General features: G+C 62.7%; 15 protein-coding genes. 11 read left to right on the forward strand and 4 right to left on the reverse strand.

What is annotated here, in order from left to right; genetic code table 11:
* The first annotated feature begins 103 nt into the window (after positions 1-103).
* From cysD to cysQ, 3 genes are read left to right on the forward strand one after another with little or no spacing between them, the layout of a single operon-like run.
* Entirely contained in the window at positions 104-1,009 is a 906-nt protein-coding gene (gene cysD / locus AC1D0N_RS11040; protein ID WP_477243665.1) for a sulfate adenylyltransferase subunit CysD, read from the forward strand.
* A 2-nt stretch (positions 1,010-1,011) separates the two neighbouring features.
* Positions 1,012-2,949 carry a sulfate adenylyltransferase subunit CysN gene (gene cysN / locus AC1D0N_RS11045; RefSeq protein ID WP_477243667.1) on the forward strand — a complete coding sequence of 646 codons (1,938 nt, stop codon included), beginning with the start codon at positions 1,012-1,014 and terminating at the stop codon, positions 2,947-2,949.
* Between the two features lie 10 nt (positions 2,950-2,959).
* Complete coding sequence (cysQ, locus tag AC1D0N_RS11050; protein ID WP_477244026.1) at positions 2,960-3,748, forward strand: 3'(2'),5'-bisphosphate nucleotidase CysQ; 789 nt, start codon at positions 2,960-2,962, stop codon at positions 3,746-3,748.
* Between the two features lie 3 nt (positions 3,749-3,751).
* On the opposite strand, the gene AC1D0N_RS11055 is transcribed toward cysQ, so the two are convergent.
* The 4 genes from AC1D0N_RS11055 to AC1D0N_RS11070 all read right to left on the reverse strand — a co-directional run bounded on the left by AC1D0N_RS11055 (position 3,752) and on the right by AC1D0N_RS11070 (position 7,754).
* A complete protein-coding gene (locus AC1D0N_RS11055; RefSeq protein ID WP_477243669.1) occupies positions 3,752-4,894 on the reverse strand; it encodes a DegT/DnrJ/EryC1/StrS family aminotransferase in 1,143 nt (380 codons plus the stop codon).
* A 269-nt stretch (positions 4,895-5,163) separates the two neighbouring features.
* A complete protein-coding gene (locus AC1D0N_RS11060; RefSeq protein WP_477243671.1) occupies positions 5,164-6,087 on the reverse strand; it encodes a carbohydrate kinase family protein in 924 nt (307 codons plus the stop codon).
* A complete protein-coding gene (locus AC1D0N_RS11065; RefSeq protein WP_477243672.1) occupies positions 6,084-6,530 on the reverse strand; it encodes an RbsD/FucU family protein in 447 nt (148 codons plus the stop codon). Before AC1D0N_RS11065 ends, AC1D0N_RS11060 begins: the two co-directional genes overlap by 4 nt.
* Positions 6,531-7,754, reverse strand: coding sequence for an ROK family transcriptional regulator (locus AC1D0N_RS11070; protein ID WP_477243674.1), 1,224 nt, complete (start codon positions 7,752-7,754; stop codon positions 6,531-6,533).
* A 245-nt stretch (positions 7,755-7,999) separates the two neighbouring features.
* On the opposite strand from AC1D0N_RS11070, the gene AC1D0N_RS11075 reads away from it, so the two are divergent.
* The 8 genes from AC1D0N_RS11075 to AC1D0N_RS11110 all read left to right on the forward strand — a co-directional run bounded on the left by AC1D0N_RS11075 (position 8,000) and on the right by AC1D0N_RS11110 (position 20,400).
* Positions 8,000-9,004, forward strand: coding sequence for a substrate-binding domain-containing protein (locus AC1D0N_RS11075; protein WP_477244028.1), 1,005 nt, complete (start codon positions 8,000-8,002; stop codon positions 9,002-9,004).
* Positions 9,005-9,164: 160 nt separating this feature from the next.
* Entirely contained in the window at positions 9,165-10,226 is a 1,062-nt protein-coding gene (locus tag AC1D0N_RS11080) for an ABC transporter permease (RefSeq protein WP_477243676.1), read from the forward strand.
* Between the two features lie 2 nt (positions 10,227-10,228).
* Positions 10,229-11,011, forward strand: coding sequence for an ATP-binding cassette domain-containing protein (locus AC1D0N_RS11085; RefSeq protein WP_477243678.1), 783 nt, complete (start codon positions 10,229-10,231; stop codon positions 11,009-11,011).
* Between the two features lie 164 nt (positions 11,012-11,175).
* The gene (locus AC1D0N_RS11090; protein ID WP_477243680.1) at positions 11,176-13,644 is read left to right on the forward strand and encodes a glycogen/starch/alpha-glucan phosphorylase; all 2,469 of its coding nucleotides are present in this window, start codon (positions 11,176-11,178) and stop codon (positions 13,642-13,644) included.
* A 159-nt stretch (positions 13,645-13,803) separates the two neighbouring features.
* Positions 13,804-16,017, forward strand: coding sequence for a 1,4-alpha-glucan branching protein GlgB (glgB, locus tag AC1D0N_RS11095; protein WP_477243682.1), 2,214 nt, complete (start codon positions 13,804-13,806; stop codon positions 16,015-16,017).
* Between the two features lie 36 nt (positions 16,018-16,053).
* Positions 16,054-17,319 carry a glucose-1-phosphate adenylyltransferase gene (glgC, locus tag AC1D0N_RS11100; RefSeq protein ID WP_477243684.1) on the forward strand — a complete coding sequence of 422 codons (1,266 nt, stop codon included), beginning with the start codon at positions 16,054-16,056 and terminating at the stop codon, positions 17,317-17,319.
* Positions 17,320-17,322: 3 nt separating this feature from the next.
* Positions 17,323-18,768, forward strand: coding sequence for a glycogen synthase GlgA (gene glgA / locus AC1D0N_RS11105; RefSeq protein ID WP_477243686.1), 1,446 nt, complete (start codon positions 17,323-17,325; stop codon positions 18,766-18,768).
* A gap of 3 nt (positions 18,769-18,771) precedes the next feature.
* A complete protein-coding gene (locus AC1D0N_RS11110) occupies positions 18,772-20,400 on the forward strand; it encodes an alpha-D-glucose phosphate-specific phosphoglucomutase (RefSeq protein ID WP_477243688.1) in 1,629 nt (542 codons plus the stop codon).
* The last annotated feature ends 179 nt before the right edge of the window (positions 20,401-20,579 follow it).

The following is a 20,579-nucleotide window of genomic DNA, read 5'->3' on the forward strand; positions in this document are numbered from 1 at the left end:
GAAAAATATTGTCCAGAAGTGAAGCTTGAACCGGGTGGCTGAAAAAACCGCGCCTGATGCATCGAGACAAGGTCTGGATGGCACGAGAGAACGCTCACAGTCCATGAATATCGCGCTTACGCACCTGCAGCGGCTTGAAGCCGAATCCATCCATATCTTCCGCGAGGTCGCAGCCTCGTTTTCCAAACCGGTCATGCTCTATTCGGTCGGCAAGGATTCGTCGGTGCTGATGCATCTGGCGATGAAGGCGTTCTACCCGGCCAAGCCGCCTTTTCCGTTCCTGCATGTCGACACCACCTGGAAGTTCCGCGAGATGATCGCCTTTCGCGATCAGATGGCGCAAAAGCTCGGCTTCGATCTGCTGGTCCATGTCAACGCAGATGGCGTGCGCGACAACATCAATCCCTTCGACCACGGCTCGAACACCCACACCCATGTCATGAAGACCGTGGCGCTGCGCCAGGCGCTCGACAAATACGGTTTTGACGCAGCCTTTGGCGGGGCGCGGCGCGACGAGGAAAAGTCGCGCGCCAAGGAGCGCATCTTTTCCTTCCGCAACGCCCAGCATGTCTGGGATCCGAAGAACCAGCGGCCGGAGATGTGGAAGATCTTCAACACCCGCATCGCCTCGGGTGAATCGATCCGCGTGTTTCCGCTGTCGAACTGGACCGAGCTCGACATCTGGCAGTACATTCTGCAGGAAAACATCCCGATCGTGCCGCTCTATTTCGCCAAGGAGCGGCCGGTGGTTGAACGCGACGGCATGCTTATCCTGAAGGACGACGACCGCATGGTGTTGCGCCCCGGCGAGACGGTGGAGAACCGGCTGGTGCGCTTCCGCACGCTTGGCTGCTATCCGCTGACCGGCGCCATCGAATCCGACGCCGATACGCTGGAGGCCATCGTCGGCGAAATGCTCACCGCACGCACCTCCGAGCGGCAGGGCCGCCTGATCGACCGTGATGAAGCCGGCTCGATGGAAAAGAAGAAGCGCGAGGGGTACTTCTGAGCATGCGCCACATCATGGCCAAGAGCCTCGCCCCCACCGACGGCGTTCGCGACTATCTGGCGGCGCAGGAGAAAAAGTCACTTCTGCGCTTCCTGACCTGCGGTTCGGTCGACGACGGCAAATCGACGCTGATCGGTCGCCTGCTTTCGGACACCAAGCAGATTTTCGAGGACCAGCTCGCCGCGCTCGAGCGCGATTCGCGCAAGCACGGCACGACCGGCGACGACATCGATTTCGCATTGCTGGTCGACGGCCTCGAGGCTGAGCGCGAGCAAGGCATCACCATCGATGTCGCCTACCGCTTCTTTGCCACGCCGAAACGCAAGTTCATCGTTGCCGACACGCCCGGCCACGAACAGTACACGCGCAACATGGCGACGGGTGCCTCGACCGCCGATCTCGCCATCGTGCTGATCGATGCCCGCCAAGGCGTGCTGCGCCAGACACGGCGCCATTCGATCATCGCCTCGCTGCTTGGCATCCGCCACGTCGTTGTGGCCATCAACAAGTTCGACCTCGTCGGCTTCGACAAGGCGGTCTTCGAACGGATCATCGAAGATTACGGGCAGTTCTCGAAAGAACTCGGCTTCCAGACCATCGTGCCGATCCCGATGTCGGCCCGTTACGGCGACAACGTCACCAGCCGTTCGGACAAGACGGAATGGTATTCCGGCCCGACGTTGATCGAACATCTCGAAACCGTGTCGGTCGACGAAGCCGCGGTCGAATTGCCGTTCCGCTTTCCGGTGCAATATGTGAACCGTCCCAATCTCGACTTTCGCGGTTTCGCGGGCACCATTGCGTCGGGCTCGGTTTCGCCGGGCGACGAGGTCGTTGTCGCCAAATCCGGCAAATCCTCGCATGTCAGGCGCATCGTCGCGCATGGCGGTGACCTGCAGAAGGCGGTCGCCGGCCAGGCCATCACGCTTGTCCTCGATGATGAGGTCGAGGTTTCCAGAGGCAACATGCTGGTGTCGCCGGCAGCACGGCCGCAGGTCGCCGACCAGTTCGCCGCCAACATCGTCTGGTTCGACGAACATGCGCTGCTGCCCGGCCGCTCCTACATCCTGCGCACCGAGACCGACCAGACCAGCGCCACCGTCACCGATCTGAAATACCGGGTCAATGTCAACGACTTTGCCCATGAGGCGGCCAAGTCGCTGGAAATGAACGAAGTCGGCACCTGCAACATCTCGACGCGGGCGCCGATCGCCTTCGACACCTTCGCCGAGAACCGCACCACCGGCGCCTTCATCCTGATCGACCGCATCACCAACGCCACGGTCGGCGCCGGCATGATCCTGCATTCGCTGCGCCGGGCCGAAAACATCCACTGGCAGTCGCTCGATGTCGACAAGCGCGTCCGCGCCGACATGAAGCACCAGCGGCCCGCCGTGTTCTGGTTCACCGGGCTCTCCGGCTCTGGCAAGTCGACCATCGCCAATCTGTTCGAAAAGAAGCTCTACGCCACCGGCCGCCATACCTACATTCTGGATGGCGACAATGTCCGTCACGGCCTCAACCGCGATCTCGGCTTCACCGACGCCGACCGTGTCGAGAACATCCGCCGCGTTGCCGAGGTGGCACGGCTGATGGCCGATGCCGGACTGATCGTCATCGTCTCCTTCATTTCTCCGTTCAGCGCCGAGCGGCGCATGGCGCGCGAGTTGATGGCCGACGGCGAATTCGTCGAAGTGTTTGTCGACACGCCGTTCGAGGAATGCGCCAGACGCGATCCGAAGGGCCTGTATGCGCGGGCGCTGAATGGCGAGATCAAGAATTTCACCGGCGTCGATTCACCGTATGAAGCTCCGGAAAAACCCGAAATCCATCTCAAGACACTCGGCAGATCGGCCGAGGAGATGGTAGAGGCCCTGGAACTCTGGCTGATCGAGCGCGACATTGTTGAAGACCAATATGACAACGGCGGCGGCATCTGACGACGAACTGATGCTCGCCGTGTTCGAGCGCCTGGCGCTCGCGGCCGGACGCGAAGTCATGCGCGTCTATCGCGACGGCTGTGCGGTCGACCGCAAGTCAGACAGTTCGCCGGTGACGGAAGCCGACCGCGAAAGCGAGACAATCATCCTGGCCGGCCTGCGCTCGGCCTTTCCCGATATTCCTTGCGTTGCCGAGGAAGAGGTGGCCGCCGGCATCCTGCCACCTGATCTCGACGGCGCCTTCTTCCTGATCGATCCGCTCGACGGCACCAAGGAATTCGTTAACCGCAGGACCGATTTCACCGTCAACATCGCGCTGGTCCGCCATGGCGTGCCGGAGATCGGCGTCGTCTTTGCGCCTTGTACCGGACGCTTCTTTTCCGGCCGGCCGGGCAGGGCGGAATCTCTCGAGATCGATGGTGACTACCAGATCGTCGGTCGCCGGGTTGTTGCGGCAAGGACCGGTGTGGCACCGCTGACCATTGTCGCCAGCCGCTCGCACAACACACCTGAGACCGATGCCTATATTCGCGATCTTGGCGTTGCCGAGCTTGTCTCCGTCGGCTCGTCGCTGAAGTTCTGCCTCGTCGCAGCTGCCGAGGCCGACGTCTATCCGCGCTTCGGCCGCACCATGGAATGGGACACCGCGGCAGGCGACGCCGTGCTACGCGCCGCCGGCGGCATGACGCGCACGCTCGACGGCCAGCCGCTCGCTTATGGCAAGCGCAAGCAGAGCGACGACGAGGACTTCGCCAATCCGCATTTCATCGCCAGCGGTAAGGCTGCTGAGCCGGTTTGAAGCCTACGCCGCGGCGACGTGAGCCGAATTCGAGCCGATATAGTTCCGGATCGTCTCGATGATCCGGTCCTGGTCGGCTTCGCTCAGATAGGGGTGCATCGGCAGGCACAGGATCCGCTTCGGCAAGTCCTCCGAAACGGCCAGGCCAGTCGGCGTGCGCGGATAGTCGCGATAAGCGATTTGCGCATGCAGCGGCTTCACATAGTAGATCACCGACGGAATGCCCTTTTCGCCGAGATGCGCCTTCAGCCCGTCGCGCTTCGGCGTCTCGATCGCGTATTGCGCCCAGGCCGAGCGGCTACCGTCCAGATTGCGGGCTGCGGTGACGATGTCGCCGAGACCTTCGGCATAGCGCTTTGCCACCACCTGGCGGGCAACCATCTCGTCTTCGAGAATGGCCAGCTTCTCGATCAGGATCGCCGCCTGGATCGTGTCGAGCCGTGAATTGATGCCGACACGGACATTGTCATATTGCGTCTCGCCCTTGCCGTGGAAGGCAAACGAACGGAGCTTTTCCGCCATTGCATCGTCATTGGTGAACATCGCGCCGCCATCGCCGTAGCAGCCGAGGGGTTTCGCCGGATAGAAGCTGGTCGACCCGACATGGCCGAACGCGCCGCACATCTTGCCATCGGCCGAACCGCCCATCGACTGGGCGGCGTCCTCGATCACCATCAGATTTTCCCGGTTGGCAATCGGCATGATCGCCTCGTAATCGGCGGAAAGGCCGAACAGGTCGACGGGGATGATCGCCTTCGGCTTCAGCCGGCCTTCCTTCTTGATCATGGCGATCGCCGCTTCGAGGCTGGCGATATCAATGTTGTAGGTCGCCGGGTCGACATCGACAAAAACCGGCTCGGCCTTGGCCAACGCCACCACTTCGGCCGTGGCGGCAAAGGTGAAGCTCGGCACGAACACCGCGTCGCCCGGGCCGATGCCGGCGGCAAACAGCGGCAGCAGCAGCGCGTCGGTGCCGTTGGCGCAGGCCACGACATGCTTGGTGCCGATATAGGCGGCGAGCTTGTTTTCGAATTCGGTGACCTGAGGCCCGAGAATATAGCGGCCGTCCTCGACGACGCGGTCGATCGCCGCTTTCAGCCGGTCGCGGATTCGTTCGCGCTGCGCGCCAAGATCGATGAACTGCATGTCGGCCTCAAACTGTTTAGCCAGGCGGTTTAGCCAGATAGTTGGCCGCTGGTACCAGACTTGGCGCGGCCGAGAAAGCCGCAGGAGCAAAACCGCGAATTGCCTATGTGTCGCAGTCTGTTACCCCAAATTTCCGGCCTGTCCTCGCCGGATGCCGGAAATCAGGGCTTCGGCGGGCATCATCCGGCCTTTTTATCGCATTCATCCGGCCCGGCGAAACATAAAGTGATCAGCCGGCAGCGCACATTCTTGACCAAATGGTCATCGGATCAGGCGATTTCATGCCGCCAGGGCGGATTGGCGCCGGCCCGCGATACCGTCACCGCAGCCGCCTTGGCGCCGAGCGCCAGCGCCTTGTGGATGGCGTCCTTCGACAGGCCGGCAATCGCCATCTTCGACAGCAGGCCTTGCTCATGCAAGGAGGCGAGGATGCCGGCGTTGAACGTGTCCCCGGCGCCGACCGTATCGACCACCTTGACCTTTTCCGGCATCACCGTGACGGCGTGATCTCGGGTGTAGCCGACAGCGCCTTCGCTGCCATGGGTGACGACGATCAGCTTCGGACCGCGATCCAGCCAGTTGCGAATGACGTCTTCGTGCGACCCGGCTTCGCCGAACCAGTTCAGGTCCTCGTCCGACAGTTTGACGATGTCGGCAATCGCCATCATCGAGCGGATGCGCCTTAGATGCTTGGCCTTGTCGGGGATGAAGTTCGGCCGGATGTTGGGGTCGAGCATCATCACGCGACGCTCATGCCCGCGTTTCATGAACTCTTCATAGGCCCCTCCGGCCGGCTCCGAGATCAGGCTGATGGCGCCGAACAGCATGGCTTCAATCTCTGGGCCAAGCTCCGGCAGGTCGTCGATGGTCAGCATGCGGCCGGCGGTGTTCTCGTCATAGAAGGTGTAGGTCGCCTGGCCGTTGTTCAGCCGCACGAAGGCAAGCGTCGTCGGCCGCGGCGAGGTGTGTGCGTAGGTGGAGCTGACCTTGCTCGCCCCCAGCGCATCCCGGAACTGGCCGCCGAACAGGTCCGACGACAGGCCGGAAAAGAACCCCGCGGGCGCACCCAGCCGGCCAAGCGCGATGGCGGTGTTGAACACCGCGCCGCCGACATAGGGGGCAAAGGCCGGCTCGCCCTCCGTCGTGGTACGCGGCAGCATGTCGATCAGGGCTTCGCCGCAGCAAAGGATCATGGCTTCTTGTCCTCCGGCGGATAGATCACGCCCTTGCGGATGATGATGTTGGCATAGAGCCGCGGCTCGCTGGTGGCGACTATCGCATGCGCCGACCTGACCCGTGCATAGAAGTCGGCGCCGGCCAGCGCAACCACCTTGCGGCCCGGCGCATGCTTGGCGCAGATCGCCTCTATCTCGTGATGGACGGGATCGGCGAGGGAGGGGTTGCCTTTGACCGAGGCGCGAAACAGCGCTTCCGGCACGGCGTCGTCGACGGGCAAGACGCTCAATATCGCATCAAGCACCGGAATAAGCTGATGACCATCGGCCCGGATGAGCCGGTTTGCCTGTTCTTCGGCCGGGTAATTGCCGTCGACAAGGGCGATCTCGTCGCCATGGCCCATGGCGCGCAACGTCGCCAGAAGCTCCGGACCGAGCAGCGCCGGGATTCCGATCAGCATTCAGGTGCTCCTGGAAATGGTCGTCGAGCCGATGAGGAAACGTTCGGAGAGCGGCAGGCTGGCACCGCCCAGTGCGCGCGCATGAATGCCGACGGTGCCTTCGCGAACGGTTGGCAATTTCAGGCCTTCGCCGTCGATCGTGGCGATGGCCTCGATGACGGCATCGACAAGCCGGCGGCGGACGGTGAGCGGCATCCATCCATCGATCACCGCGGCCTCGAAATCAATGACCGATGATGCCGAAACGATCGCATAGGCCAGCGCCTGCGCGGCAGCAATGATCCAGTCGTCGAGCTCGACGCCGATCTCGCCCCAGTCCTCCGGCGAGGTCCAAAGATGCGAAGCTTCGACGCCGCGTGCGTTGAGCGCCTTCTCCAGCATGGCGATTGACGCCACGTCGATCAATTGCGCCGGCTTGCCATCGGGTCCAGGCACCGGCATCGAACCCAGCGCGCCTGCATTGCCGGTCGGGCCGCCAAAAAGCCGGCCGTTCAGCACGATGCCGCCGCCGGCAAAGGCGCCGATATAGAAATAGACGAAGTCACGCGCGCTCGCCTGGCCGAACACCAGCTCGGCGCCGCAGGCCGAGGTGGCGTCGTTCTGCAGATAGACCGGGAATTCGCATTGCGACTGGATGTCGGCACGGATGTCGCGATGGCGCCATTCGTCCATGATGTCGCGCGGCGCGCCTGCTGTATCGGCCCAGTTCCAAAGTTCGAACGGCATGGCGATGCCAAGTCCGGCAATGCGCTTGTCCTGCGCCGGGGTGAGTTCGCCGCGCATCTTCTTCATGCCGGAGGTGACGAATTCCACCGTCTCGCGCGGCGCCGGATAGCGGTAGGAATGCTGCAGCATCGAGCGCACATGCCCGAGGAAATCGATCAGCACCAGCTCGGCGCTGCGGCGGCCGATCTTGAGGCCGATGAAATAGGCGCCGTCAGGATTGAGCGCCATCGGGATGGAGGGTTGGCCGATCTTGCCGCGCAAAGGCGCCTGCCGGACAAGCAGGCTGTCCTCCTCGAGCTCGCGCATGATCACCGAAACCGTCTGGGCCGAAAGCCCGGTCATGCGCGCAATGTCGGATTTGGCCAGACTGCCGTGCTGACGCACCAGCGACAGCACCAACCGCTCATTGTGGTCGCGCATGCCGCTCTGGTTGGTGCCGCGATGCAGATGGCTTTCGGCCGCCTCGGGCGAACCGTGCCTCGCAATGCCGGTCTCCACCCTTGTTTCCTCCCGTCGTTTCCCCTCAATGCTTTTGGGCCAGAATGAGTGAACGGAGCAATGCTGTCAATAATAAATAAGAGTGATTTAATTATTGACAGAGGTTTCGGACTGGTGTCTGTTGGAGACAGCGTCCACGCTGGGAGAACTTCGTTGGATGTGCTGCAGGATGCCGGTTGGCCGGCATCCGGAATGGTTCCACTGGGAGGAAAATCGTGACCAAGTCAAAATTGTTGAAGTCCACCGTGTTTGCCGCTGCCGGGTTGGGTCTGCTGGCATTTGCGTCGTCCGCATCGGCAGCCGGCGTCGGCGCCTGCCTGATCACCAAGACCGACACCAACCCCTTCTTCGTCAAGATGAAGGAAGGCGCGACCGCGAAAGCCAAGGAACTCGGCGTCGAACTCAAATCCTACGCCGGCAAGGTCGACGGCGACAGCGAGAGCCAGGTGGCGGCAATCGAGAGCTGCATCGCCGACGGCGCCAAGGGCATCCTGATCACCGCGTCCGACACCAAGGGCATCGTCCCAACGGTGAAGAAGGCGCGCGACGCCGGCCTGCTGGTGATCGCGCTCGACACGCCGCTTGACCCGATCGACGCTGCCGACGCAACCTTCGCGACGGACAATCTCGAAGCCGGCAAGCTGATCGGCGCCTGGGCTGCGGCGACGCTCGGTGACAAGGCCAAGGACGCCAAGATCGGCTTCCTCGACCTGACCCCCTCGCAGCCGACCGTCGACGTGCTGCGCGACCAGGGCTTCATGATGGGCTATGGCATCGATGTGAAGGACCCCAACAAGATCGGCGACGAGGACGATGCGCGCATTGTCGGCCATGATGTCACCAACGGCAACGAAGAGGGTGGCCGCAAGGCGATGGAGAACCTTCTCCAGAAGGACTCCGGAATCACCGTTATCCACACCATCAACGAGCCGGCCGCTGTCGGCGCCTATCAGGCGCTCAAGGCTGTCGGTCTTGAAAAGCAGGTGCTGATCGTGTCGGTCGACGGCGGCTGCCCCGGCGTGAAATCGGTTACCGAAGGCGTTATCGGTGCGACCTCGCAACAATATCCGCTGCAGATGGCGGCACTCGGCATCGAGGCGATCGCCGCCTTCGCCAAGGACGGCACCAAGCCGAAGCCGACCGAAGGCAAGAACTTCTTCGACACCGGCGTCAACCTCGTGACCGACAAACCCGCCGCCGGCGTGAAGTCCATCGACACCAAGGAAGGCCTCGCCAAGTGCTGGGGCTGATGCTGGTCTGACCGGCAAAAAAGAACCGATCGGCCGGGGGGCTTGATCCCCGGCCGTTTCGGGTGGACGATGTGTCACTGTAGACGCGAATAATCCCGGCGGCAGACCGGAAAGGCGTGGACGGGTCTCAGCGCGCGGCTGAGCCCCACGGGGAGGAAACATGGCTCAAGCTCAGGAATTCGAGAAAGTTCTCTCGAGCAGCGACACAAGCGTTGCCGCTTTTGACGAGCACAAATCGGCCGTCAAGCGCATCCAGCATTTCCTGCATTCGACGCCGGCCGCGGTGCCGCTGATCGTGCTGGTTCTGGCGATCATTGTCTTCGGCATCACCATCGGCGGGCGGTTCTTTTCGTCCTACACGCTGACGCTTATCCTGCAGCAGATCGCCATTGTCGGCATTCTCGGCGCCGCGCAGACGCTGGTCATCCTGACCGCCGGCATCGATCTGTCGATTGGCGTGATCATGGTGATTTCGGCCGTGATCATGGGCAATTGCGCTGTCAGCTACGGTATGCCGGCCATTCTCGCCGTGCCAATCGGGCTTGCCGCCGGCGCGGCCTGTGGGCTGCTCAACGGGGTGCTGGTCGCCTACATGAAGCTGCCGCCCTTCATCGTGACGCTCGGCACCTGGAATATCGTCATGGCCACGAACTTCATTTATTCGGCCAATGAGACGATCCGCGACACCGACGTCGATGCTCAGGCGCCGCTGCTGCATCTTTTTGCCATGAGCTTCAAGATCGGCTCTGCGGTGCTGACGCTCGGCGTCATTGCCACGGTCGTGCTCGTCATGATCCTCTGGTACGTGCTCAATCACACCGCATGGGGCCGCCATGTCTACGCCGTTGGCGATGATCAGGAGGCGGCAAAGCTGTCGGGCATCCAGACCAAAAAGGTGTTGATGACGGTCTACACCCTTGCCGGGTTGATCGCCGCTTTCGCCGCCTGGGTCTCCATCGGCCGCAACGGCTCGATCTCGCCGTCAGCCGCCGTCACCGACTACAATCTGCAGGCGATCACCGCGACGGTGATCGGCGGCATCTCCCTGTTCGGCGGGCGCGGCTCGATCCTGGGCACGCTGTTCGGCGCCATGATCGTCGGCGTCGTCTCGATGGGCCTCAACATGCTGGGCGCCGATCCGCAATGGAAAGTGCTGCTCACCGGTATGCTGATCATCGGCGCCGTTGCCATCGACCAATGGATCAGAAAGGTTTCGGCATAACCATGACCCAGGAACCCATCCTCACCGCTCGCGGTCTGATCAAGCGCTATGGCCGCGTCACCGCCCTCGACAGTGCCGATTTCGACCTTTATCCGGGCGAAATCCTCGCCGTCATCGGCGACAATGGCGCCGGCAAGTCGTCGCTCATCAAGGCGATTTCCGGCGCGGCCCTGCCCGACGAGGGCGAGATCCGGCTCGAAGGCAAAGCCGTCGCTTTCAAATCGCCGATGGAGGCCCGCGAAGCCGGCATCGAGACCGTCTACCAGAACCTGGCGCTGTCGCCGGCACTGTCGATCGCCGACAACATGTTCCTCGGCCGCGAGATCCGCAAACCCGGTTTCCTCGGCGACTGGCTGCGCATGCTCGACCGGCCTGCGATGGAAAAGCGCGCCCGCGACAAGCTCACGGAACTGGGGCTGATGACCATCCAGAACATCAGCCAGGCAGTGGAAACGCTCTCGGGCGGCCAACGCCAGGGCGTGGCGGTGGCGCGCGCTGCCGCCTTCGGCTCAAAAGTGGTGATCATGGATGAGCCGACAGCAGCACTTGGTGTCAAGGAAAGCCGCCGCGTGCTCGAACTGATCCTCGACGTCAAGAAGCGCGGCCTGCCGATCGTGCTGATCTCGCACAACATGCCGCATGTCTTCGAAGTGGCGGACCGCATCCACATTCACCGTCTGGGCCGTCGCCTGTGCGTCATCGATCCCAAGCAATACACCATGTCCGACGCCGTCGCCTTCATGACCGGGGCGAAGGTTCCGCCGGAGGCGGCGCTGGCGGCCTGAGCAACTGGCGGCCTGGGCACTGGCGGCCCGGATTGCCAAATTGCCGCAGGGCCGGTTGGAGCGGTGGCCGGCTAAATCGATTGAATATATAATAAGATGCAGTAGCATGGGCTGGGAGGAATGGTGAAAGCCGGTATGATCATGGCAACCGCACGAGAGGCAGCATGACGCGCGCGATGACATCCCAAGCCCCCAAGCCCATTCTTGAAAACCCAGATCCAAAGACGCTCGCTGACGAAGTCTTGAAGGCCCTTAAATACCGGGTCGGCAAGGACACCACCGTCGCCACCCAGTACGACTGGCTCACCGCCTCGATCAAGGTCGTGCGCGACCGCGTCGTCGATCATTGGATGCAGGCGACGAAAGAGGCCTACGACCAGCAGGAAAAGCGCGTCTACTATCTGTCGCTGGAATTTCTCATCGGTCGCCTGATGCGCGACGCCTTCTCCAATCTCGGGCTGATGGACAATATGCGCGAAGCGCTGTCGTCGCTCGGCGTCGACCTCGACCTCATCGCCGCGCTCGAACCCGATGCCGCCCTTGGCAATGGCGGTCTCGGCCGTCTCGCCGCCTGCTTCATGGAAAGCATGGCGACGGTCGACATTCCCGCGCACGGCTACGGCATTCGCTATGCCAACGGCATGTTCCGCCAGGAGATCCATGACGGCTGGCAGGTGGAACTGCCCGAGACCTGGCTCGACCACGGCAACCCTTGGGAGTTCGAGCGCCGCGAACGCTCCTTCGAGGTCGGCTTTGGCGGCTCGGTCGAATCGATCACCTCGAAGACCGGCCGGCTCGAGCGTCACGTCTGGAAGCCGACCGAGCATGTTCTGGCGGTCGCCTATGATACGCCGGTAGCCGGCTGGCGGGCCAACCGCGTCAACACGCTGCGGCTCTGGTCCGGCATGCCGATCGACCCGATCCTGCTCGACAAATTCAACGCCGGCGACCACATCGGCGCGCTTGCCGAAAGCAACAAGGCCGATGCCTTGTCTCGCGTGCTTTACCCCGCCGATTCCCACAAGGCCGGGCAGGAACTGCGGCTGCGGCAGGAGTATTTCTTCTCCACCGCCTCGCTACAGGACATCGTCCAGCGCCATCTCAGCCAGTATGGCGATTTGCAGTCGCTGCCCGACAAGGCGGCGATCCATCTCAACGACACCCATCCGGCCATCGCCGTTCCCGAGTTGATGCGGCTTTTGATGGATGTCCACGGCATGGATTTCGACCAGGCCTGGAGTGTCACCAAGCGCACCTTCGGCTACACCAACCACACGCTACTGCCCGAAGCGCTGGAAAGCTGGCCGGTGCCGCTGTTCGAACGGCTGCTGCCGCGCCACATGCAGATCGTCTACGCCATCAACGCCGAGGTGTTGCTCGAAGCGCGTGCGTCCAACCAGTTTTCGGACGAGCAGATCAGCCGCATCTCGCTGATCCAGGAAAACGGCGACCGCCGCGTGCGCATGGGCAATCTGGCTTTTGTCGGCTCGCATTCGATCAACGGCGTCTCGGCGCTGCATACCGAGTTGATGAAGGAGACGGTGTTTGCCGACCTTCACAAGCTCTATCCCGATCGCATCAACAACAAGACCAATGGCATCACGCCGCGGCGCTGGCTGATCCAGTGCAATCCTGGCCTCACCGCACTGACCCGCGAGACGATCGGCGATCGCTTCCTGGATGACATCGACGCCATCAAGGGCCTCGAAGCCTTTGCCGGCGACGCCGCCTTCCGCGACAAGTTCGCCGCCGTCAAGCGGGCCAACAAGGCGCGGCTGGCCAATCTCGTCGCCGACCGGCTCGGCATCAAGGTCGATCCCTCGGCGCTGTTCGACATCCAGATCAAGCGCATCCATGAATACAAGCGCCAGCTTTTGAACATCCTCGAAGCGATCGCGCTGTATGACCAGATCCGCTCGCATCCGGAGCGCGACTGGATGCCCCGCGTAAAATTCTTCGGCGGCAAGGCGGCGCCCAGCTACCACAACGCCAAGCTGATCATCAAACTCGCCAACGACGTCGCCAAGGTCATCAACAGCGACCCGTCGGTTCGTGGCCTGCTGAAAGTGGTGTTCGTGCCGAACTACAATGTCAGCCTGGCCGAAATCATGATGCCGGCAGCCGATCTGTCGGAGCAGATTTCGACCGCCGGAATGGAAGCGTCGGGCACCGGCAACATGAAGTTCGCGCTGAACGGCGCGCTCACCATCGGCACGCTCGACGGTGCCAATGTCGAGATCAAGGAGTGCGTCGGCGACGACAACATCTTCATCTTCGGCCTGACCACCGCCGAAGTCGCCGAGCGGCGCGGCAACGGCTACAATCCGCGCGCCGTGATCGAGGCATCATCGGAACTGGCGCAGGCGGTGTCGGCCGTTTCGTCGGGCGTCTTCTCGCCTGACGATCCCGATCGCTATCGCGAGCTGATCAACGGTCTCTATCAGAGCGACTGGTTCATGGTCGCCGCCGATTTCGACGCCTACGCCACAGCCCAGCGCGAGGTCGACGCCGTCTGGCGCAACAGTCCCGACTGGTACGCGAGAGCAATCCGCAATGTCGCCCGCGTCGGCTGGTTCTCTTCCGATCGCACGATCCGCCAATACGCGAAAGAAATCTGGAACGTGCCCGTCTGATATGCTTGCATGAGGCCACGAACAATGTGGTCCAGTGCATGTCGCCCTAAAGTGCCCAGCGGTTTTGGGGTCACGACATGCACAACAACAAAGAGGTGCATGTCGGCGCAACGACATGCACAACAACAAGACTAGGTACCCAGGGAGGGTCACTGCCTGATGAGGAAGCCGCGCGCGACCGCGACGACAAGCGGGTCGGACGGACTGGCACCAGCCAGCGATGTCGCGGCGATTGTTGCCGGCACGCACGGCGATCCGTTTGCAGTGCTCGGTGTGCACGAGGTGGGCAAGGGCTTCGTCGCCCGCTGTTTCGTCCCGCATGCCGAGTTCGTCACGGCCTATACGCTGACCGGCAAGAATGCCGGCGAGCTGTCGAGGCGTGACGATCACGGTTTCTTCGAGGGCAAGCTCTCGCTGCGCAAACGCCAGCCGCTGCGCTATCACGCCAGGAATGCCACTGCCGACTGGTGGCTGACCGATCCCTATTCCTTCGGCCCTGTGCTCGGACCGCTCGACGACTACTACATCGCGCAAGGGTCGCATCTCAGGCTGTTCGACAAGCTCGGCGCCCATCTCATCGATCATGAGGGTGCGTCCGGCGTGCATTTCGCCGTCTGGGCGCCCAATGCCAAGCGGGTGTCGGTGGTCGGCGACTTCAACGAGTGGGACGGCCGCCGGCACACCATGCGCGACCGCCGCGACACCGGCATCTGGGAGCTGTTCATTCCCGACATCGGCGCCGGCCGGCCCTACAAATACGAGATCATCGGACCCGATGGCGTCAGGCTGCCGCTGAAGGCTGATCCCTTCGCCTTCAAATCCGAACTGCGGCCAGCCACCGCCTCGGTGACGGCGGTGCCGCCGGCGCATGAATGGGGCGATGAGGCGCATCGCAATTTCTGGCGCAACGCCGACCATAGGCGCGAAGCGGTGTCGATCTACGAGGTCCATGCCGGTTCGTGGCAGCTGCGCGACGACGGCAGCTTTCTGTCATGGGACGAACTCGCCGACCAGCTGATCCCTTATGTGGTCGAGACGGGTTTCACCCATATCGAATTCATGCCGATCTCCGAACATCCCTATGACCCGTCATGGGGTTATCAGACAACCGGACTTTACGCGCCGTCGGCCCGCTTCGGCGATCCCGACGGTTTTGCCCGTTTCGTCGACGGCGCCCACCGCGCCGGCCTCGGCGTCATCCTCGACTGGGTGCCGGCGCATTTTCCGGTCGACGCGCATGGGCTGGCCAATTTTGACGGCACAGCGCTCTATGAGCATGCCGATCCGCGCAAGGGTTTTCATCCCGACTGGAACACCGCGATCTACAATTTCGGCCGCCGCGAGGTGGTCTCGTTCCTCGTCAACAACGCGCTGTTCTGGGCCGAGAAATACCATGTCGATGGTTTGCGCGTCGATGCGGTGGCGTCGATGCTCTACCTCGATTATTCGCGCAAGGCCGGCGAATGGATTCCCAACGAGAAGGGCGGACGCGAAAACCTCGAGGCGGTCAGCTTCCTGCAGAAGATGAACAAGGAGGTCTACGGCCATCATCCCGGCGTCATGACGATCGCCGAGGAATCGACCTCATGGCCGAAGGTTTCGGCACCGGTGCATGAAGGCGGGCTGGGGTTCGGCTTCAAGTGGAACATGGGCTTCATGCACGACACGCTGGAGTATTTCGCCAAGGAGCCGATCTTCCGCAAGCACCACCACAACGAACTCACCTTCGGCCTGACCTACGCCTTTTCCGAGAATTTCGTGCTGCCGCTCTCCCATGACGAGGTCGTGCACGGCAAGGGCACGCTGCTCGGCAAGATGGCTGGCGACGACTGGCAGAAATTCGCGACGCTGCGCGCCTTTTACGCCTTCATGTGGGGCTACCCCGGCAAGAAGCTCTTGTTCATGGGCCAGGAATTCGCCCAGCGCCGTGAATGGAGCGAGGCGCGCGCGCTCGACTGGAACCTGCTCGAGTTCCGCCTGCACCGCGGCGTCTGGCAGACGGTGCGCGACCTCAATTATCTCTACCGCTCACGCCCGGCGCTGCATGCACGCGACTGTGAGCCGGAGGGCTTCTCCTGGCTGATCGTCGACGACAGCGCCAACTCGGTCTTTGCCTGGCTGCGCAGCGCGCCGGGCGGCAATCCGGTCGCCGTCATTTCCAACTTCACGCCGGTGCCGCGTGACAATTACCGCGTACCGTTGCCCCAGGCCGGCAAATGGCGCGAGATCATCAACACCGATGCTTCGGACTATGGCGGTTCGGGCAAGGGCAATGGCGGCGTGGTCGAAGCCAGGGCGGAAGGGGGAGGCATCTCGGCGACGCTGCTTTTGCCGCCGCTGTCGACGATCATGCTCGAATTTGTTCCGGACTGAGCGATGTTCCAGACTGAGTGATTTGGGAGGGTAAAAATGGCAGAAACGAAACGAACCCAGCCGCTGGCCCGCGACGCCATGGCCTATGTGCTGGCCGGCGGTCGCGGCAGTCGCCTTAAGGAATTGACCGACCGGCGCGCCAAGCCCGCGGTCTATTTCGGCGGCAAGACGCGCATCATCGATTTCGCGCTCTCCAACGCGCTCAATTCCGGCATTCGCCGCCTCGGCGTCGCCACCCAGTACAAAGCGCATTCGCTGATCCGCCACCTGCAGCGCGGCTGGAACTTCCTGCGGCCCGAACGAAACGAAAGTTTTGACATCCTGCCGGCCAGCCAGCGCGTTTCGGAAACGCAGTGGTATGAAGGCACGGCGGACGCGGTCTACCAGAACATCGACATCATCGAGGCCTACGGGCCCGAATACATGGTCATCCTCGCCGGCGACCACATCTACAAGATGGACTATGAGCTGATGCTTCGCCAGCATGTCGACGCCGGCGCCGACGTCACCGTCGGCTGTCTCGAAGTGCCGCGCATGGAAGCCACCGGCTTCGGCGTCATGCATGTCGACAAGAAGGACAACATCATCGCCTTCGTCGAAAAGCCGGCCGATCCGCCAGGCATTCCCGACAAGCCGGAATTCGCCCTGGCCTCGATGGGCATCTACGTCTTCAAAACCAAGTTCCTGATGGAGCAGTTGCGCCGCGATGCGGCCGAGCCGGGCTCAAGCCGCGACTTCGGCAAGGACATCATCCCCTACATCGTCCAGCACGGTAAGGCGATTGCGCACCGCTTCGCCAAATCCTGCGTGCGCTCGACGATGGAAAACGAGGCTTACTGGCGCGATGTCGGTACGGTCGATGCCTATTGGGAAGCCAATATCGACTTGACCGACATCACCCCGGAACTCGATCTATACGACCGCGACTGGCCGATCTGGACATACGCAGAATTGAAGCCGCCGGCAAAGTTCGTGCATGACGAGGATGGCCGCCGTGGTTCGGCCGTGTCCTCGCTGGTGTCGGGCGATTGCATCGTCTCGGGCGCTTCGCTGAAGCGTAGCCTGATCTTCACCGGCGCGCGCATCAACTCCTATTCGACGCTCGAGGAAGTCGTCATGCTGCCCGACGTTCATGTCGGCCGGAACGCAAAGTTGAAGCGCGTAGTCATCGATCATGGCGTAAGGATACCGGAAGGGCTGGTGGTTGGCGAAGACCCCGTCCTCGACGCCAAGCGCTTCCGCGTTTCCGAAAAAGGCATCTGCCTTGTCACGCAGGACATGATCGACAAATTGGGGCTCTAGCGCATGCAGGTTCTGTCGGTCACGCCCGAGATCTTTCCGCTGATCAAGACTGGCGGGCTGGCCGACGTAACCGGCGCCTTGCCCATCGCGCTGGCGGCCAAGGGCGTGACCATGCGAACGCTCATCCCGGGCTTCCCCGTGGTGATGGACGCTTTCAAGAAAAAGAAGGCCGTGCACCAGTATCCGCTGCTGCAGGGTGGCAAGGCTTCGGTGCATGCCGTCCAGGTTGCCGGGCTCGACCTGTTCGTGCTCGACGCGCCGCATCTGTTCGACCGTCCCGGCGGTCCCTATGGCAATGCGGCCGGCGCCGACTGGCCCGACAATTGGCGGCGTTTCGCGGCCTTGAGCCAGGTCGGCGGCGACATCGCCGGCGGTGCCATTTCGGGCTATCAGCCCGACCTCGTGCACGCCCATGACTGGCAGTCGGCAATGACGCTCGCCTATATGCGCTACGGCAAGGCGGTCGGCATCCCGTCGATGATCACCGTCCACAACCTCGCCTTCCAGGGCCAGTTCGGCGCCGGCATCTTTGGCGAGCTTGGCCTGCCGGCGGTCGCGATGGCGCTCGACGGCGTCGAATATTATGGCGGCGTCGGCTTCCTGAAAGCCGGTCTGCAGGCCGCCTGGGCGATCACCACCGTCAGCCCGACCTATGCGCAGGAGATCCGCGCGCCGGAATTCGGCATGGGTCTCGATGGCCTGATCAACATGCGCTCCACCGATCTCTACGGCATCGTCAACGGCATCGACACCGACATCTGGAACCCGGAGACCGACAAGCAGCTTGTGTCCACCTACACGGCCAAGACCTTGAAGGCGCGCGCACCCAACAGGGCCGCTGTCGAGGATCGCTTCAGCCTCGACCGCGACGACAGCCCGATCGTTTGCGTCATCAGCCGGCTGACCTGGCAAAAGGGCATGGACATACTGGCAGCTGTCGTCGACGGCATCGTCGCCCGCGGCGCGCGGTTGGCGATCCTGGGCTCCGGCGACGCCGGACTCGAAGGTGCGCTGCTTGCCGCCGCCGCCCGCCATCGCGGCCGCATCGGCGTCGTCGTCGGCTATGACGAGGTTTTGTCCCACACCATGCAGGGCGGCTGTGATGCCATCATCATCCCGTCGCGTTTCGAGCCGTGCGGACTGACCCAGCTCTACGGGTTACGCTACGGCTGCGTGCCGGTCGTCGCCCGCACCGGCGGTCTTGCCGACACGGTCATCGACGCCAATGAAGCCGCCGTCTCCGCCGGCGTTGCAACCGGCTTCCAGTTTGCGCCCGCCAATGCCGGCGCCTTCCTGCACGCCATCCGCCGGTTGGTGGAGGCGCACGCCAACCCGGCGGTCTGGACGTCGATCCAGCGGCAAGGCATGAAGGCCGATGTGTCGTGGGATCGAAGCGCTGAAAAATACGTTGAACTCTATCGCTTGCTGCTTTCGAAAAGGGCTGCCTGAGGCATGATAAGAACCGTCGCCACCAAACCTTATCTCGACCAGAAGCCCGGCACCTCCGGGCTGCGCAAGAAGGTGCCGGTGTTCCAGCAGGAGCACTATGCCGGGAATTTCATCCAGTCGATCTTCGATGCGCTGGAAGGCTTTGAGGGCAAGACCCTTGTGATCGGCGGCGACGGCCGCTTCTACAACCGCGAAGTCATCCAGAAGGCCATCGCCATGGCGGCGGCCAACGGCTTCGGCAAGGTGATGGTCGGGCAGGGCGGCATCTTGTCGACGCCGGCGGCCTCGCACGTCATCCGCAAATACAAGACCTTCGGCGGCATCATCCTGTCGGCCAGCCACAATCCGGGCGGCCCCCACGAGGATTTCGGCATCAAGTACAATGCCGGCAATGGCGGCCCGGCGCCGGAAAAGCTGACCGACGCGATCTTCGAAAAGACCAAGACGATTTCCAGCTTCAAGACCACCGACATCGAGACGATCGACCTCGACAAGATCGGCACGGTCAAGGCGGGCGGCATGACCGTCGAGGTGATCGATCCGGTCACCGACTATGCCGAGCTGATGGAAAGCCTGTTCGATTTCGACGCCATCCGTGCCAATTTCAAATACGGTTTCCGCATGCGCTTCGACGCCATGCATGCGGTCACCGGGCCCTATGCCAAGGAGATCCTCGAACGGCGGCTTGGCGCGCCCAACGGCACTTGCCGCAACTTCAAGCCATTGGAGGATTTCGGCGGCCACCACCCCGACCCGAACCTGGTCCACGCCAAGCACCTCTATGACGAGATGATGGGGCCGGACGCGCCGGATTTCGGTGCCGCCTCCGACGGCGACGGCGACCGCAATCTGATCATCGGCAAGGGCATTTTCGTCACCCCATCGGATTCGGTGGCCATGCTTGCCGCCAACGCCCATCTGGCGCCCGGCTACAAAGCCGGCTTGAAGGGCATCGCCCGCTCGATGCCGACCAGCGGTGCCGCCGACCGCGTCGCCGAAAAGCTCGGCATCGGCATCTACGAGACGCCGACCGGCTGGAAATTCTTCGGTAATCTGCTCGACGCCGACATGGCGACGATCTGCGGCGAGGAAAGCGCTGGCACCGGTTCCAACCATGTCCGCGAAAAGGATGGCCTGTGGGCCGTGCTGTTGTGGCTGAACATCCTGGCGGTGCGCGGCGAAAGCGCCAAGCAGATCGTCACCGAGCACTGGGCGAGCTATGGCCGCAACTACTATTCGCGCCACGACTACGAAGAGGTCGAGAGCGACCGCGCCAATGCACTGGTCGACGAACTGCGCGCCAAGCTCGCTTCGCTGCCGGGCACCAGCGTGCGCGGCATGAAGATCGCCAGCGCCGACGATTTCGCCTATCACGATCCGGTCGATGGCTCGATCAGCAAGAACCAGGGCATCAGGGTGCTGTTCGAAGGCGGCTCACGCGTCGTCTTCCGCCTTTCCGGCACCGGCACCTCCGGCGCCACGCTGCGCGTCTATATCGAGCGCTACGAGCCGGACACGTCGAAGCACGATCTCGACACGCAGGTCGCCCTTGCCGATCTGATTTCGGCGGCCGACGATATTGCCGGCATCAAGAGCCACACCGGCCGCAACAAGCCGAGCGTGATTACTTGAGGTTGGCGGTGCGCGCCTTTCCTTCTCCCCTTGTGGGAGAAGGTGGATCGGCGCGTAGTGCCGAGACGGATGACGGGTGTTGGACGGATCGCATACCTTGGAGTTTGTCCGAAACGCCCATCGCTTCGTCATCCACGGGCGAAGCAAGGAGCGCAGCGACGCGGCGCAGACCCGAGGAT

It is taken from the genome of Mesorhizobium sp. P2_E10 (genome assembly GCF_056404235.1).